16 protein-coding genes are annotated in these 15,676 nt (G+C 72.0%); 1 reads left to right on the forward strand and 15 read right to left on the reverse strand.

Features of this window, described 5'->3' with window-relative positions; translation table 11 throughout:
• The 15 genes from CCN42_RS07185 to CCN42_RS07250 form a co-directional block, all read right to left on the reverse strand.
• Positions 1-733, reverse strand: a 733-nt coding sequence (locus tag CCN42_RS07185) for a sirohydrochlorin chelatase (protein WP_086733864.1), incomplete at its 3' end; no start/stop codon positions are given.
• Positions 734-738: 5 nt separating this feature from the next.
• Entirely contained in the window at positions 739-1,641 is a 903-nt protein-coding gene (locus CCN42_RS07190; RefSeq protein WP_086733866.1) for an ABC transporter permease, read from the reverse strand.
• Positions 1,628-2,419 (reverse strand): ABC transporter ATP-binding protein, encoded by a 792-nt coding sequence (locus CCN42_RS07195; RefSeq protein WP_086733868.1) that lies wholly within the window; start codon positions 2,417-2,419, stop codon positions 1,628-1,630. Before CCN42_RS07195 ends, CCN42_RS07190 begins: the two co-directional genes overlap by 14 nt.
• A gap of 33 nt (positions 2,420-2,452) precedes the next feature.
• A complete protein-coding gene (locus CCN42_RS07200) occupies positions 2,453-3,556 on the reverse strand; it encodes an aliphatic sulfonate ABC transporter substrate-binding protein (protein ID WP_086733870.1) in 1,104 nt (367 codons plus the stop codon).
• Between the two features lie 143 nt (positions 3,557-3,699).
• The gene (locus CCN42_RS07205) at positions 3,700-5,034 is read right to left on the reverse strand and encodes a sulfate adenylyltransferase subunit 1 (RefSeq protein WP_086733872.1); all 1,335 of its coding nucleotides are present in this window, start codon (positions 5,032-5,034) and stop codon (positions 3,700-3,702) included.
• Positions 5,035-5,036: 2 nt separating this feature from the next.
• A complete protein-coding gene (gene cysD, locus CCN42_RS07210; RefSeq protein WP_086733874.1) occupies positions 5,037-5,972 on the reverse strand; it encodes a sulfate adenylyltransferase subunit CysD in 936 nt (311 codons plus the stop codon).
• On the reverse strand, positions 5,969-6,505 hold the full coding sequence (gene cysC, locus CCN42_RS07215) for an adenylyl-sulfate kinase (protein ID WP_086169310.1): 537 nt from the start codon (positions 6,503-6,505) through the stop codon (positions 5,969-5,971). Before cysC ends, cysD begins: the two co-directional genes overlap by 4 nt.
• A gap of 23 nt (positions 6,506-6,528) precedes the next feature.
• A complete protein-coding gene (locus CCN42_RS07220; RefSeq protein WP_086733876.1) occupies positions 6,529-7,239 on the reverse strand; it encodes a phosphoadenylyl-sulfate reductase in 711 nt (236 codons plus the stop codon).
• On the reverse strand, positions 7,236-7,418 hold the full coding sequence (locus CCN42_RS07225) for a hypothetical protein (protein ID WP_086169312.1): 183 nt from the start codon (positions 7,416-7,418) through the stop codon (positions 7,236-7,238). The genes CCN42_RS07220 and CCN42_RS07225 overlap by 4 nt, the downstream gene beginning before the upstream one ends.
• Positions 7,415-9,112, reverse strand: a complete 1,698-nt coding sequence (locus CCN42_RS07230) for a nitrite/sulfite reductase (RefSeq protein ID WP_086733878.1) — start codon at positions 9,110-9,112, stop codon at positions 7,415-7,417. The genes CCN42_RS07225 and CCN42_RS07230 overlap by 4 nt, the downstream gene beginning before the upstream one ends.
• A gap of 124 nt (positions 9,113-9,236) precedes the next feature.
• Entirely contained in the window at positions 9,237-9,320 is an 84-nt protein-coding gene (locus CCN42_RS46065; protein ID WP_310887545.1) for a putative leader peptide, read from the reverse strand.
• 126 nt (positions 9,321-9,446) lie between these two features.
• Positions 9,447-10,019 (reverse strand): GNAT family N-acetyltransferase, encoded by a 573-nt coding sequence (locus tag CCN42_RS07235; protein WP_086733880.1) that lies wholly within the window; start codon positions 10,017-10,019, stop codon positions 9,447-9,449.
• 16 nt (positions 10,020-10,035) lie between these two features.
• The gene (locus CCN42_RS07240) at positions 10,036-11,199 is read right to left on the reverse strand and encodes a hypothetical protein (protein ID WP_086733882.1); all 1,164 of its coding nucleotides are present in this window, start codon (positions 11,197-11,199) and stop codon (positions 10,036-10,038) included.
• A gap of 177 nt (positions 11,200-11,376) precedes the next feature.
• Entirely contained in the window at positions 11,377-12,699 is a 1,323-nt protein-coding gene (locus CCN42_RS07245) for a helix-turn-helix domain-containing protein (RefSeq protein WP_245877183.1), read from the reverse strand.
• Between the two features lie 295 nt (positions 12,700-12,994).
• A complete protein-coding gene (locus CCN42_RS07250; protein WP_086733884.1) occupies positions 12,995-14,629 on the reverse strand; it encodes an acyl-CoA dehydrogenase family protein in 1,635 nt (544 codons plus the stop codon).
• 112 nt (positions 14,630-14,741) lie between these two features.
• On the opposite strand from CCN42_RS07250, the gene CCN42_RS07255 reads away from it, so the two are divergent.
• On the forward strand, positions 14,742-15,676 hold a 935-nt coding region (locus CCN42_RS07255), incomplete at its 3' end, for a YihY/virulence factor BrkB family protein (protein WP_086733886.1).

Raw genomic sequence — 15,676 nt, forward strand, 5'->3', positions numbered from 1 at the left:
GCGCCGCGTCGTACCGCTCCAGCAGCAGCCGCGCCACCTCCGGAGCGGGACCCAGCACGCCGGCGAGGACGTCCGCCTCGGCGGCGCCGCGGACGATGCGGTCCGGGAGGAAACCGGGCGCCAGCACGTACGGGGCGACGGCCACCCGGGCGCAGCCGAGGGCGCGCAGGTCACGCACCGCGTCCTCGGTGCGCGGGAACCCCGCGGGAGAACCGGCGGAGGCGAACGCAGGTCGCACGGCGCACCAACCGGTGTGCCGCCACTCCCGCGCGATTTCTGCGATCACTGCGATCGCCTCCGGGTCGGTGGACCCCGCCGAGGCCAGCACGACCCCGGTCGAGGACTTGTCGGCGGGTGTCAGACCCGCCTCGTACAGCCGCCGTTCCAGGGCGGCGAGCAGCAGCGGCGACGGGCCGAGCACGTCCGTCTGCCGGATCCGCAGCCGGGCCGGCGCCTCGCGGAGCACCGCCGGGATGTCCGCCTTGGCGTGGAAGGCGCGGGTCAGCAGCAGCGGCAGGGCGACCACATCCCGCACGCCCTCCGCCGCCAAGGACTCCAGCAGCCCCTGCACGGACGGCAGGTTGAAGTCGAGGAAGCCGGTCTCCACCCGCAGCCCCGGCCGCTCGGCGCGCACCCGCTCCACGAGCGCGTGCACGGTCGCGGCATGCCGCGGATCACGGCTGCCGTGGGCGATGACGACCAGAACGGGGCGGACGGAACGTACCGGCTTCATGGGAGTCAGCCCTTCACCAGCAGACCGCGGCCGCGCAGCACCCGCCGCTCCAGCGGACTGAAGATCAGCAGGTCGATCGCGATACCGACGACCAGGATGAGCAGGATGGCGAGGAACACCATCGACATGGAGCTGGTGTTGCGGCCGTTCTCCAGCAGCTGGCCCAGGCCCACGCCGAGGTCGGGGGAGGAGGCGATGATCTCGGCGGCCATCAGCGACCGCCAGGAGAACGCCCAGCCCTGCTTCAGACCCGCGAGATAGCCGGGCAGCGCGGCCGGCATGACGATGTGCCAGGTGCCCTTCAGCCCGGTCGCGCCCAGGGTGCGGCCCGCCCGCAGATACAGCGGCGGCACCTGGTCCACCCCCGACACCAGGCCGTTGGCGATGGACGGGACCGCGCCGAGCAGGATCACCGCGTACATCATCGAGTTGTTCAGGCCCAGCCAGATCACCGCCGGCGGCACCCACGCGACCGAGGGCAGGGACTGCAGCCCGGACAGGATCGGCCCGATCGCCGCCCGCACGAACCTCACCCGGGCCACCAGCAGTCCCAGCGGGGTGCCGATGGCGAGCGCCAGCAGGAAGCCGAGCAGGCCGCGCGAGACGGAGGTCCAGATGTAGTCGAGCAGGGTGCCCTGGAGCCAGGCGGTGCGGACCTCGCCCCACACGTCGGCGGGAGCGGGCAGCTTGGTCGCGTCGTCGACGATCCCGAAGGAGACCAGCGCCTGCCAGATCACCAGCACCAGGGCGACGGCGGTGACGGGCGGCAGGACCTTCTGCACGAGGGTGGTCCGCAGCGGGGTGCGGCCGGACTCCACCGTCTCCAGGGCGTCCAGACCGGCCTCCAGGCCGGCCAGGTCGCTCCCGTCCTTCCCGGGCGCGTCGACGGACGTGTCAGTGCTGGCCATGGCGGCGGATCTCCCCACGCAGTTCTTCGGTGATCTCCCGGGACAGCTCGGCGACCTCGCTGTCCTCGATACGGCGCGGCTGCGGGATGCCCACGGTCCACTGGCGGGCGATGCGGCCCGGCCGGGAGGACAGCAGGACCACGCGCTGGGCGAGCCGGACCGCCTCGCGCACGTTGTGCGTCACGAACAGCACCGAAAGGCCGGTCTCGCGCCAGATGCGGGTCAGCTCGTCGTGCAGCACGTCCCGGGTGATCGCGTCCAGCGCCGCGAACGGCTCGTCCATCAGCAGCAGCCTGCTGTCCTGGGCGAGGGCGCGTGCCATCGCGACGCGCTGGCGCATGCCGCCGGACAGTTCGTGCACCCGCTTGCCGTACGCGCCCTTCAGCCGGACCAGTTCGAGCAGTTCCTCGGCCCGCTCGCGGCGTTCGGTCTTGGCGATCCCGCGCAGTTTCAGCGCCAGTTCGACGTTCTTGCCCGCGGTCAGCCACGGGAACAGGGCGTGCTCCTGGAACATCAGGGCGGGGCGGCCGTCGGTCGTGATCGACCCGGCGGACGGCCGGTCCAGGCCGGCCACCAGGTTGAGCAGCGTGGACTTGCCGCAGCCGGAGGCCCCCAGGAGGGTGACGAACTCGCCCGGCGCGACATCGAGGCTGATGTCGTCCAGCACGAGCTGCTGCCCGGCGGGGCCCGGGAACGACTTCGAGACATGCTCGATCCGGGCGGCGTGCGCGACCGGCGTCTCGGTACCGTCGGCGGCCTTGGCGAGGGTCGTGGCCATGGTCGTCACCTCCTGGGAAGTCTCGGAATGCGGTTACCGGGCGCCGAGCCCGGCGTCGTCGACGGTGGCGCCGCCCTCGGCCGCGAGGACCTTGTTGAGGAGCGTGAGGTCGTAGATGCCCGTCAGATCGGGCTCGTCCAGCAGGCCGGCGTGCACCGCGTGCCCGGCCTGGGCGTCGAGGGTGGCGGCCAGCGGGTCGTCGAGGAAGGTGATCGACTTCCAGGCCGGGTCGATGACCTCGGCGGGCAGCGGCTTGCCGGTGTCGGCCGCCAGCCGCTCGTTCGCGGCCCGCTTCGCCTCGTCCGGGTGGGCGTTGATCCACGCGTTGGTCTCGACCGACGCCCGCAGCACCGCCTCGACGGCCTTCGGATGCTTCTCCAGGAACTCCTGGGACACGATGATGTTCGTGATCACGAACTTCTTGTCCGGCCACAGGTCGGCCTCGTCGAGCAGCACCTTCGCGCCCTCGGCGACCAGCTTGGACGCGGTCGGCTCCGGCACCCACGCGCCGTCGATCGAACCGGACTTGTAGGCGTCCGGTGCGATCTTGTTGTCGGTGCGGACGACGGACACGTCACCCTTGCCGCTCTCCGCGTCGACCTCCCAGCCCTGCTCGGCGGCCCAGTTGAGGAACGCCACGTCCTGCGTGTTGCCGAGCTGCGGCGTGCCGATCCGCTTGCCCTTGACGTCCTTCAGCGATGTGATCTTCTCCGGGTTCACCACCAGCTTCACACCGCCGGAGGCCGAACCGCCGATGATCCGGAGGTTCTGGCCGCCCGACTTCACATAGCCGTTGATCGCCGGGGAGGGGCCGATCCAGCCGATGTCGATCGACTTGGAGTTCAGCGCCTCGATCTCCGACGGGCCCGCGTTGAAGGTCGCGTACTTCGCCTCCGTGCCGCCCAGCTCCTTCTGGAAGAAGCCCTTCTCCCGGCCGACCAGGGCGGTGGCGTGGGTCAGGTTCCCGAAGTAGCCGATGCGGACCGAGTCCAGCCCGTCGATCTTCCGCGCGCCCGCGGCGACCTGGACGTCGTCGAGGTCCTTCGCCTGGGAGCCGTAACCGCAGGCGGCGAGCGCGAGCAGCGGCAGCGTGGCGATCACCGCGAGGGCGCGGCGCAGGGCGGGGGTGGCAGGCACGGGGGTGTTCCTCTCGCAGGGCCCGGCGGTCACGGTCGGTTCAGCGCGTGGCCGGGGGGTCGGCGGGTTCTCGGCGGCGGGCGAGGTCCGCGGAGGTCATCGCGGACCTCGCCGTCCGCCGCCGAAGTCGGGGGAGTTCACGCTCAGAAGTCCCACCCGTCGTCCTCGGCCGCGTCCTTGACGGGCTCCGGAGAGGCGAACGACTCGCCGACCATCCCGGCGGTGAGGGTGGTGCCGTCGTTCGGGTCGATCAGGATGAACGAGCCGGTGCGGCGCGAGTCGGCGTAGGAGTCGGCCGGCAGCGGCTCGGCGGTACGGATCTTCACCCGGCCGATGTCGTTGGCGACGAGCCGGCCCGGGTGCGGGTGCAGGGACAGGTCGTCCAGCGTCAGCCGGGACGGGATGTCCTTGACGATCGCCTTGACCGTGCGGGTGCCGTGCTTGAGCAGCACCCGGTGGCCGACCGTGAGCGGCGCGTCGGCGACGTGGCAGACGGTCGCCTCGACGTCCTGCGTGGTCGGCGGGGCGTCCTCGCTCGGCACGATCAGGTCGCCGCGCGAGATGTCGATGTCGTCCGCGAGCAGCAGGGTCACCGACTGCGGCGTCCAGGCCACGTCGACCGGCTCGCCGAGCAGGTCGATGCCGGTGACCGTGGTGGTACGGCCCGAGGGCAGGACGGTCACCTGCTCGCCGACGCGGAAGGTGCCCGCCGCGATCTGCCCGGCGTAGCCCCGGTAGTCGGGGTGGTCGGCGGTCTGCGGCCGGATCACGTACTGCACGGGCAGCCGCGCGTGGCAGTGCGCCAGATCGTGGCTGACGGGGACCGTCTCCAGATGCTCGAGGACCGTCGGGCCGCCGTACCAGTCCATGCTCGCGGACGGCTCCACGACGTTGTCGCCGACGAGCGCCGAGATCGGGATCGCGGTGACCTCCGGGACGCCCAGCTCGGTGGCGTACGCGGTGAACTCCTCGGCGATCGCCGCGAACACCTTCTCCTCGTAGCCGACGAGGTCCATCTTGTTGACGGCGAGGACGACGTGCGGCACCCGCAGCAGCGCGGCGATGGCGGCGTGCCGGCGGGTCTGCTCGACGACGCCGTTGCGGGCGTCGACGAGGATCACCGTCAGCTCGGCCGTCGACGCACCGGTGACCATGTTCCGCGTGTACTGCACATGGCCGGGGGTGTCGGCGAGGATGAACCGGCGCCGGGGCGTGGCGAAGTAGCGGTAGGCCACGTCGATGGTGATGCCCTGCTCCCGCTCGGCGCGCAGGCCGTCGGTCAGCAGCGCGAGGTCGGGTGCCTCCTGGCCGCGGCTGCGGGAGGCCTGCTCGACGGCCTCCAGCTGGTCGGCGAGGACCGACTTGGAGTCGTGCAGCAGCCGTCCGACCAGGGTGGACTTGCCGTCGTCGACGGAGCCCGCGGTGGCGAACCGCAGCAGGGTGGTGGCCGAGAGCTCCTCGGTCGTGGTCGTGGTCATGCTTAGAAGTACCCCTCGCGCTTGCGGTCTTCCATCGCGGCCTCGGACAGCTTGTCGTCGGCGCGGGTCGCGCCGCGCTCGGTCAGCCGGGAGGCGGCGATCTCGGCGATCACGGCGTCCAGCGTGGTGGCGTCGGAGTCGACGGCACCGGTGCAGGACATGTCTCCGACGGTCCGGTAGCGGATGAGCCGCTTCTCGACGGTCTCGCCGTCCTTCGGCCCGCCCCACTCGCCGGCCGTCAGCCACATGCCGTTGCGCAGGAACACCTCGCGCTCGTGGGCGAAGTAGATCTCCGGCAGTTCGATGCCCTCACGGGCGATGTACTGCCAGACGTCCAGCTCGGTCCAGTTGGACAGCGGGAAGACGCGGACGTGCTCGCCGGGCGCGTGGCGGCCGTTGTACAGGTTCCACAGCTCCGGGCGCTGGCGGCGCGGGTCCCACTGGGAGAACTCGTCGCGCAGGGAGAACACCCGCTCCTTGGCGCGGGCCTTCTCCTCGTCGCGGCGCCCGCCGCCGAACACGGCGTCGAACCTCTCGCTCTGGATCTTCTCCGTCAGCGGCAGCGTCTGGAGCGGGTTGCGGGTGCCGTCCGGGCGCTCCTTCAGCACCCCGCGGTCGATGTAGTCCTGCACGGACGCCACATGCAGCCGCAGACCGTGCTCGGCGACCGCGCGGTCCCGGTACTCGATGACCTCGGGGAAGTTGTGCCCGGTGTCCACGTGCAGCAGCGAGAACGGCACCGGCGCGGGCGTGAACGCCTTCAGCGCCAGGTGCAGCATGACGATGGAGTCCTTGCCGCCGGAGAACAGGATGACCGGCCGCTCGAACTCACCCGCCACCTCGCGGAAGATGTGGACGGCCTCGGACTCCAGCGCGTCCAGGTGCGAGAGGGCGTACGGCGTGTCCGTGCCCTCCTCGATCGTGGCGACGGTCGTCATGCCAGTCCCCTTTCAGTGAGCAGCGCGTACACCGACGCCGCGGACTCCTGCACGGTCTGGTTCTGGGACTCGATCCGCAGATCGGGCGACTCCGGCTCCTCGTACGGGTCGTCGACGCCGGTCAGCCCGGTGAGCTCGCCCGCCGCCTGCTTGGCGTACAGGCCCTTCACATCGCGCACGGAGCACACCTCGACGGGCGTGGCCACGTGCACCTCGACGTACGGCGTCGCGTGGGTCTGGTGCCGCTTGCGCACCGCGTCCCGGCTGTCGGCGTACGGCGCGATCACCGGGACGAGGACGAGCACGCCGTTGCGGGCCAGCAGTTCGGCGACGAAACCGATGCGCTGCACGTTGGTGTGCCGGTCCTCGCGGCTGAAGCCGAGGCCCGCCGAGATGAACTCGCGGATCTCGTCACCGTCGAGCACCTCGACCCGGCGGCCCTCCTCGCGCAGCCGGCCGGCCAGCTCGTACGCGATGGTGGTCTTGCCGGCGCTCGGCAGACCCGTGAGCCAGACGGTGGCTCCGGTCGTCACGTCAGTCTCCTGAATCGTCGTCGTCATCCGTGCAGTCCGCACTCGGTCTTGGCGCGGCCCGCCCAGCGGCCGGCGCGCGCGTCCTCGCCCTGAAGGACGCGGCGGGTGCAGGGGGCGCAGCCGACGGAGGCGTAGCCGTCCATCAGCAGCGGGTTGGTGAGGACCCCGTGCTCGGTGACATAGGCGTCCACGTCGTCCTGGGTCCAGCGGGCGATGGGAGAGACCTTCACCTTGCGGCGCTTCTCGTCCCAGCCGACCACGGGGGTGTGGGCGCGGGTCGGGGACTCGTCGCGGCGCAGGCCCGTCGCCCAGGCCGCGTAGTCCTTCAGACCCTCCTCCAGCGGCTGCACCTTGCGGAGCTTGCAGCACAGGTCGGGGTCGCGGTCGTGCAGCTTCGGCCCGTACTGGGCGTCCTGTTCGGCAACCGTCTGGCGCGGGGTGAGCGTGATGACGTTGACGTCCATCACGGCGTCGACCGCGTCCCGGGTGCCGATGGTCTCCTCGAAGTGGTAACCGGTGTCGAGGAACACGACGTCGACGCCGGGCATCACCCGGGAGGCGAGGTGGGCGACCACCGCGTCCTCCATCGAGGAGGTCACGCAGAACCGCTTGCCGAAGGTGTCGACCGCCCACCGGAGGATCTCCAGCGCGGAGGCGTCCTCCAGGTCGCGGCCCGCCTGCTCGGCGAGCGCCTTCAGCTCGTCGTCCGTCCTGGGTTTCTGAGCCGTCGTCATATCCCGTCCCCTCCCGAGGTGTCCTGCCGAACTCCGCGGGCCAGCAGCCCCAGGAACTTCAGCCGGAAAGCGCGATTGCAGGCCGCGCACTCCCAGGCGCCGTGACCTTCCTCCTCGCTCGGGCGAAGGTCCTCGTCGCCGCAGTACGGGCAGTAGAAGGGCGCCGCGCGCTCGCTCACGACAGCGCCTCCTCGGAGGCCCGGGCCGCCCAGGCGGCGAACCGCTCGCCCTCCTCGCGCTCCGCCTGGAAGCGCTTGAGGACCCGCTCGATGTAGTCGGGCAGTTCCTCGGAGGTGACCTTCAGGCCGCGCACCTTGCGGCCGAAGCCGGCCTCCAGGCCGAGCGCGCCGCCCAGGTGCACCTGGTAGCCCTCGACCTGCTCGCCCCGGTCGTTCAGGACCAGCTGACCCTTGAGACCGATGTCCGCCACCTGGATACGCGCGCAGGCGTTCGGGCAGCCGTTGAGGTTGATGGTGATCGGCTCGTCGAAGTCCGGGATGCGGCGCTCCAGCTCGTCGATCAGCTGCGCGCCGCGCTGCTTGGTCTCGACGATCGCCAGCTTGCAGAACTCGATGCCGGTGCAGGCCATGGTGCCGCGCCGGAAGGAGGACGGCCGGGCGGTGAGGTCCAGCGCCTCCAGGCCCTCGACGAGCGGCTCGACCTGGCCCTCCTCGACATCGAGGATGATCATCTTCTGCTCGACGGTGGTGCGCACCCGGCCGGAGCCGTGCGCCTCCGCGAGGTCCGCGATCTTCGTCAGGGTGGAGCCGTCGACCCGGCCGACACGCGGGGCGAAACCGATGTAGAAGCGGCCGTCCTTCTGACGGTGGACGCCGATGTGGTCGCGCCACTGCCGGGAGGGCTGCTCCGGGGCGGGCCCGTCGACCAGCTTCCGCTTCAGGTACTCGTCCTCCAGCACCTGGCGGAACTTCTCCGCGCCCCAGTCGGCGACCAGGAACTTCAGGCGGGCGCGGTTGCGCAGGCGGCGGTAGCCGTAGTCACGGAAGATCGAGATGACGCCCTCGTAGACGTCCGGGACCTCGTCGATGGGCACCCAGGCGCCGAGCCGCACGCCCAGCTTGGGGTTGGTGGACAGGCCACCGCCGACCCACACGTCGAAGCCGGGCCCGTGCTCGGGGTGCCGCACCCCGACGAAGGCCACGTCGTTGATCTCGTGCACCACGTCCAGCAGCGGGGAGCCGGAGATCGCGGTCTTGAACTTGCGCGGCAGGTTGGAGTACGCCGGGTTGTTCAGCACCCGGCGCTTCATCTCCTCCAGCGCCGGAGTGGCGTCGATGATCTCGTCCTCGGCGATGCCGGCGACGGGCGAGCCGATCATCACACGCGGGGTGTCGCCGCACGCGGTCACCGTGGACAGGCCGACGGCCTCCAACCGGTTCCAGATCTCGGGCACGTCCTCGATCCGGATCCAGTGGTACTGGACGTTCTGCCGGTCGGTGATGTCGGCGGTGCCGCGCGCGAACTCCTGTGAGATCTCGCCGATGACGCGCAGCTGCTCCGTGGTGAGGGCACCGCCGTCGATGCGGACGCGCAGCATGAAGTACTCGTCGTCCAGCTCCTCCGGCTCCAGGATCGCGGTCTTACCGCCGTCGATCCCGGGCTTGCGCTGGGTGTACAGACCCCACCAGCGCATCCGGCCGCGCAGGTCGTTGGGGTCGATCGAGTCGAAGCCGCGCTTGGAGTAGATCGTCTCAATGCGTGTCCGCACATTGAGACCGTCGTCGTCCTTCTTGAACTGCTCGTTGCCGTTGAGCGGGGTGAAGTGCCCCGCGGCCCACTGACCCTCACCGCGGTGACGGCTCACCTTGCGGCGGGGAGTCGCGGCGGCAGGGTTCTGCGGGGTGGCGGCCATGGTTGATACGTCCTTCGGGACAGGCGGAATGCGGCTCTGACCTGCGCGTATGGGCATTTTGGGGCATACGTGCGCACCGTCGCGCAAGGGCAGACAGAAGGGGGAACCGGGAGCTGGCGAGCTGTCAGCGGGCCGGACAGATGGCGCTGGACATGCGGCCGAGGTCGACGTGGCGTCGACTCACCAAGGCAATTCCAGTTCCAGGCATGACGGAAGCGTGGCATGGCGATCTGGACACAGTCCAGCTTCGTCCGAGATGTGGACACCCCTGTCTCGTACAACGAGACAGGGGTGGTGTCGGTCACATCGACCGCAGGGGCCTTGTACCGGCAGGTCAGGCAGGGTATGCACCCGGCCACGGACCGGGTGTGGCGATCTCCGGCTCCTCCTCGACCTTGGTGTCGAAGAGCGTGAAGCCCCGGCGCAGGTAATTGTCCATCGCGAAGGCGCCGTCCTTGCTGCACGTGTGCAGCCACACCCGCTTCGTCGGCGTCCGCTCCGGCCAGCGGTCGGCCAGGTCCCAGGCCCGCGCGGCGCCGTACGACAGCAGATACCCGCCGATCCGGCGGCCCCGGAAGGCCGGGAGCAGCCCGAAGTAGACGATCTCCACCGCGCCGTCGTCCTGCGGGTCCAGCTGGACGTACCCGGCGGGCGTGCCCCGGTCGTAGGCCACCCAGGTCTCCACGCCCGGCCGCCGCAGTTCCTCCTGCCACTGGGCGTACGTCCAGCCGAGCCGGTCGGTCCAGCGGATGTCTCCGCCCACCGCGGTGTAGAGGAAGCGGCTGAACTCGGGCGAGGGCACCTCGGCGCGGACGATCCGGATGTCGCCCTCGGGCTCGGCGGCCGGGAGCAGGTCCGTCGGCGAGGTCTGCTCCAGCGACCAGGTGGTCACGGGGATGTTCGTCATGCGGTCAGGGAATCATCTATTCCAGCGACCTGTCGACGGCGTTCAGTCCCAGCGAGAACAGCATGCGCCCCGACTGCGACCAGACCTCCCCGGTCTCGGCCCAGTGGGAGAGGGACCCGGCCGGGCCGCTCCAGCACTGGTACGTCCCGTCCGGCCCGCACTGCGCCGCCGCGGCGCCGCCGCCGTCCAGCCGCACCAGCGTCCCGTGCCCGTCGAAGGCGCCGTCCCCCCGCGCCAGGTACCAGCGGGACCGGTGGGAGAGCACGCCGTGCACCTCGGCCGCCTCCGTCTCGTAGGCCTCGGCCGGCTCGGGGTCCGGGAGACCGGCGCCCGGGCCGGACGTACCGGTTCCGAGGGAGTAGCGCCACAGGCGTGCGGGCCGGTCGGCGTCCGCCGGCACCGCCTCGCTCACCGCCAGGCTGTCCGGCGCGGTGGAGCGGTCGAGGGAGAGGGCGCCGATCCGGGTCTCACCGGCGAGCCGGTACGCGGCCACCGCGGACAGGGTGAAGCCGGTGCCGTCCCGCCGTATGCGGTCCATGTCGTAGACGTACAGCGTCCGGCCGTCGTCCCCGGTGGCCAGCAGCTTGTCCTGGTACCAGACCAGCCCGGACAGCGGCGAGCGCAGCGGCCGCACGGAACGCCCGCCGTCCGCGGGGACGACCGGCAGCACCCAGGCGTACGTCATGCGCTCGGCGTCCACCACGGCGATCCGGGCCCGGCCCCGCGCGTCGCTCCATCCCGACAGCAGCACCCGGTGCCCGCCCCAGCGCCCGTCGTGGTCGGCGTCCCCGGAGCCGGTGACCGCCCCGGCCCGGGCTTCGCCGGTGTCGTCCTCGTCCCAGCACCAGGCGCGCCCGGCCGCGGGTGTCACGGGCAGCGCGGCGCGCTCGGCGGCGGCGCAGTCGGCGGCGGGGCGCAGGGCGCGGTCGGCGCTCGCGACGACGTCGGCGACCCGGACGGCCGGGACCGGGGCCGCCGGATAGGTCTCGCGGTGCAGGCGCAGCTCCTGGAGCGCGGCCGCGGACGTGAGCGGCTTCAGCGGCCCGGGCCGGGCGCTGTCCGTCGCCTGGGAGGCGCTGATCAGGGTGGCGGCGGCGGTGAGCGCGAGCGCGGTCCCGGCCAGGGTCGCGCGCAGCGCCTGGCCCCGCTTGCGTCTGCGATGTCGGCCGCGATGCTTCATGAGTCCTCCCGGGGGACCAACTGCGCCGTATGGTCCGTACGTTGAGCATGGCGCAGGCGGGGTGGCCCGTAGGGGATGCTACGGCAGGGACCGCGAGGCGCGGACGAAGACCCCGCAATTGCCCCCCGGAAGGGGCCCGCCGCCTACGCTGATTCTCCGGTCATCACACCGTGGTGCTCACCGCACCGTGGCCGTGCGCCGGGCCCGGACGACGGCCGGGGCGGTGGAGTGCGGCAGCAGGTCACACGGGTCGGCGGGCCGCAGCACGGTCACGTCGACGTCATCGCAGAAACGATACGGCCGGTGTTCCAGGAACCCCCCGAGGTAGCGCCGCACCCGCGACAGCTCGGCCCGCACGGTCACCGTGCGCGCGGCGTCGCCGAACACGTCCTCGGCCAGCTCCGCCGCGCTGCGCCCGGCCCGGTGCACGGCCAGCAGATACAGCAGCTCGGCGTGCCGGGGACTCAGCTCGTGCGTCCACGAACCCAGGCTGCCGGACACCGTCACCGTCCACCGGCGCGGCCGCGTCACGTCCAGCTCGATCCGCGTGCAGGTGTCCCGCGGCAGCGGCTCGTCCTCAACCACCCGCACCAGCCAGCCCCCCTCCAGCGGCTCCGCCACGCACATTCCCAGCGCCGGGAACAGGCGGCGGCCCGCCGACAGGGAGGCGGGCAGCGAGATCCGGCTGGTGTACGGCATCCCCGTCACCGCCGCCGTCCAGCCCTCCCGGTCCACCACCAGAGCCCGCCCGCCCAGCCGGGCCAGCGCCGGGGCCGCCACCGCGCGCAGCCGCTCCAGAGCGGTCAGATGCAGCTCGCGCAGCCGGGCCTCGGCGAGCTTGGCCACCGAGTGCACCCAGGCCAGAGTGGCCGGATGCATGGTCTCCAGCGGGCCACTGACGTCCACCACCCCGATCAGCCGTCCGTCCCGGGGGTCGGTGATCGGCGCGCCGGCACACGTCCAGGTGGCGTGCGAGCGCACGAAGTGCTCGGCGGCGAACACCTGCACGGGCCGCCGCACCACCGCCGGGGTGCCCACCCCGTTGGTGCCCACCGTGGTCTCCCGCCAGTCCGCGCCGAGCAGGAACCCCAGCGCGTCCGCCTTGCGCAGCACCGCCGCGCTGCCCTCCCGCCACAGCACCCGGCCGTCCGCGTCGGCGATCACCATGATGTGGTGCGCGGCGTCCGCCACCGACACCAGCCCCTCCCGCAGCACCGGCAGCACATGCCGCAGCGGGGACTCCGCACGCCGCCGCCGGAGCTCCTCCGCGGTCAGCAGACCCGACCGGAAATCGTGCTCGGGATCCACCCCGCTGCGCAGCATGCGCCCCCAGGACTCGCCGATCACCGGCCGGGGAGCGAGGGGCGCGCGCTGTCCGGACAGAGTGGCGGCGCGCACCTCGCTGAGCACCCGCGCCGCCCGCGCCGCGTCGGTGGCGGCGAGTCGGGTCACCGCGTCGGTGGCGGTGAGCCGCGTCGCGTTCAACGGCCAGTTCGCCACAGTGGTCCTCCGGGAAATTCGACTCTCGGGCAACCGGTGTCAAGCCCTCGGGCCGTCGGTTTCCGGTCGCGTGCTGATGGGTGGTCCCATACTGCCGCTCACGGGGGACGGAGGGGCACAGTCCGGTCACTGGCACCCGATGAGTTGCAACCCCTTGCAACCCTGGTGAACCCGTATACGGTGGTTGAAACTTGAGCGACGTCGCCCGTGCGGCGCTCGTGGCCTCATCGGGCCGAAAGCGGCAGGGGTGGTGCCGTGTCGGCGCAGCACCACCCCTGCTGACCTGGTCGGACGTTCAGTCGGTGGGGCGCGCCCGGGTCACGATCGCCCCCAGATCCAGGGTGTGCGGCAGCGTCCCGAACGAGGCGCCCCAGTCCCCGCCCAGCCGGGAGGCGCAGAACGCGTCGGCCACCTCCGGCGGGGCGTACCGCACCAGCAGCGAACCCTGGAGCACCAGCGCCAGCCGCTCCACCACGCGCCGGGCGCGCGCCTCCACGCCCTCCAGATCGGCCAGTTCGGTGAGCAGCCCCTTGATCGCCGCGTCCAGCCGGTGATCGGCGCCCCGCGCCCGGCCGACCTCCGTCAGCGTGGCGTTCAGCGCGGCCGGCTCCCGGCGCAGCACCCGCAGCACGTCCAGCGCCTGGATGTTGCCCGCGCCCTCCCAGATCGAGTTCAGCGGCGACTCGCGCACCAGCCGGGGCAGCCCGGACTCCTCCACGTAGCCGTTGCCGCCCAGGCACTCGGCGGCCTCCACCGCCACCGCCGGGCAGCGCTTGGTCACCCAGTACTTGGCGGCGGGCACCGCGAGCCGCAGGAAGGCGCGCTCCTGCTCGCCGCCGTCGTCCCAGGCGGCGGCCAGCCGCAGCGCCAGCGTGGTCGCCGCCTCCGACTCCAGCGCCAGATCGGCCAGCACATTGCGCATCAGCGGCTTGTCGGCCAGCTTCCCGCCGAACGCCTCCCGGTGCGCGCAGTGGTGGACCGCCTGCGCCACCGCCTGCCGCATCAGCCCCGCCGAGCCGAGCACACAGTCCAGCCGGGTCGCCGCGACCATCTCGATGACCGTCCGCACGCCCCGGCCCTCCGCACCGACCCGGCGCGCCCAGGTCCCGTCGAACTCGACCTCCGCGGACGCGTTCGACCGGTTGCCCAGCTTGTCCTTCAGCCGCTGGAGGAGGAACACGTTCCGGGAGCCGTCCGGCAGCACCCGCGGCACCAGGAAGCAGGTCAGCCCCTCAGGGGCCTGCGCCAGCACCAGGAACCCGTCCGACATCGGCGCCGAGCAGAACCACTTGTGCCCGGTCAGCTCGTACGTGCCGTCCTCCGCCAGGGGCGCCGCCGCCGTCGTGTTGGCGCGGACGTCGCTGCCGCCCTGCTTCTCCGTCATCCCCATGCCGAACAGCACCCCGGCCTTCTGCCCGGCGGGCCGCAGCTCACGGTCGTACACCGTGGACGTCAGCCGGGGCTCCCACTCCGCCGCCAGGTCCGGGTCGGCGCGCAGCGCGGGGACGGCCGCGTGGGTCATCGACAGCGGGCAGCCGTTGCCCGCCTCGACCTGCGTCCACACCAGGAAGGCCGCCGCCCGCCGCACATGCCCGCCGGGCCGCGTCCAGGCCGCGGTCAGCCCCGCCGAGACGCCCTTGCCGAGCAGCCGGTGCCAGGCCGGGTGGAACTCGACCTCGTCGATCCGGTTGCCGTACCGGTCGTGGGTGCGCAGCCGCGGCGGGTGCTCGTTCGCCAGCACCCCCCATTCCTGCACCTGCGCCGACCCGGAGGTCCGGCCGAGCCCGGACAGTTCCGAGCGAGCCTCGTCGAGCAGCTCCGGGGCGAGGTGCCGTTCGACCGCCGCCACCAGCGCCCGGTCGGCGGCGTAGACGTCGTAGCCGGCCAGCGGCGGGGCCTGGTTGGTCACGGTGTGGGTGCTGCGTGCCATGACTGGGAACCTACCCCGCGGTACGGGCCCGGTCACCCGCGGATCCGGCTCCCGACGGCCGGCCCGTCCCACCAGGGTGAGCGCCACCTCGTACGGCGGATACCTTTGGGTCGTGCAGCCAGCAAGTGAAATTCCCGAACGGCCCTCCGGCCGTCTCCATCGTGCGCGTGCCCTCTACCGGAACGTCTCCAAGCGGAGGACCGCCTGGCTGCTGCTCAAGGACACCGTCAACTCCTGCATCGAGTACCGCATCCTCGGCCTCGCCGCCGAGGCCGCGTTCTTCACGCTGCTGTCGGTGCCGCCGCTGCTGCTCAGCATGATCGGCCTGCTCGGCTACGTCGACGTGTGGACCGGCACCGACACCATCACCAGCCTGGAGACCAACCTCCTGGAGGCGTCCCGCACCGTCCTGTCCGACAAGGGTGTCGCCGAGATCGCCCAGCCGATCCTGGACGACGTGATGAACGGCGGCCGGCCCGACGTCATCTCCATCGGCTTCCTGTTCGCCCTGTGGTCCGGCTCGCGCGCGGTGAACGTCTTCATCGACACCATCACCGTCATGTACGGCCTCGACGGGGTGCGCGGCATCGTCAAGACCCGGCTGATGGCGTTCCTGCTGTTCATCGTGGCGCTGCTGATCGGCTCCGTCGCGCTGCCGCTGATGGTGGCCGGACCGGACGCCGTCGTGCGGATCCTGCCCTGGTCGACGACGGTCGTGCAGGTCCTGTACTGGCCCGTGGTGATCGTCCTGTCCATCGTCTTCCTGACGACGCTCTACCACGTGTCCGTCCCCGTCCGCTCCCCGTGGATCGAGGACGTGCCCGGCGCCCTCGTCGCCCTCGCCATGTGGGTCCTCGGCAGCTTCCTGCTGCGCATCTACCTCACCAACACCATCGAGGGCGCGACGATCTACGGCTCCCTCGCCGCCGCCGTCGCCGTGCTGCTGTGGATCGGCGTGTCCGCCTTCGCCGTGCTCGTCGGCGCCGCCGTCAACGCCGCCATCGACCGGGTCTGGCCGGCCGCCGCCACCGCCGCCGCCCGCGAGGC

The organism is Streptomyces glaucescens (assembly GCF_002154375.1).
GTDB classification, from domain to species: Bacteria; Actinomycetota; Actinomycetes; order Streptomycetales; family Streptomycetaceae; genus Streptomyces; species Streptomyces glaucescens.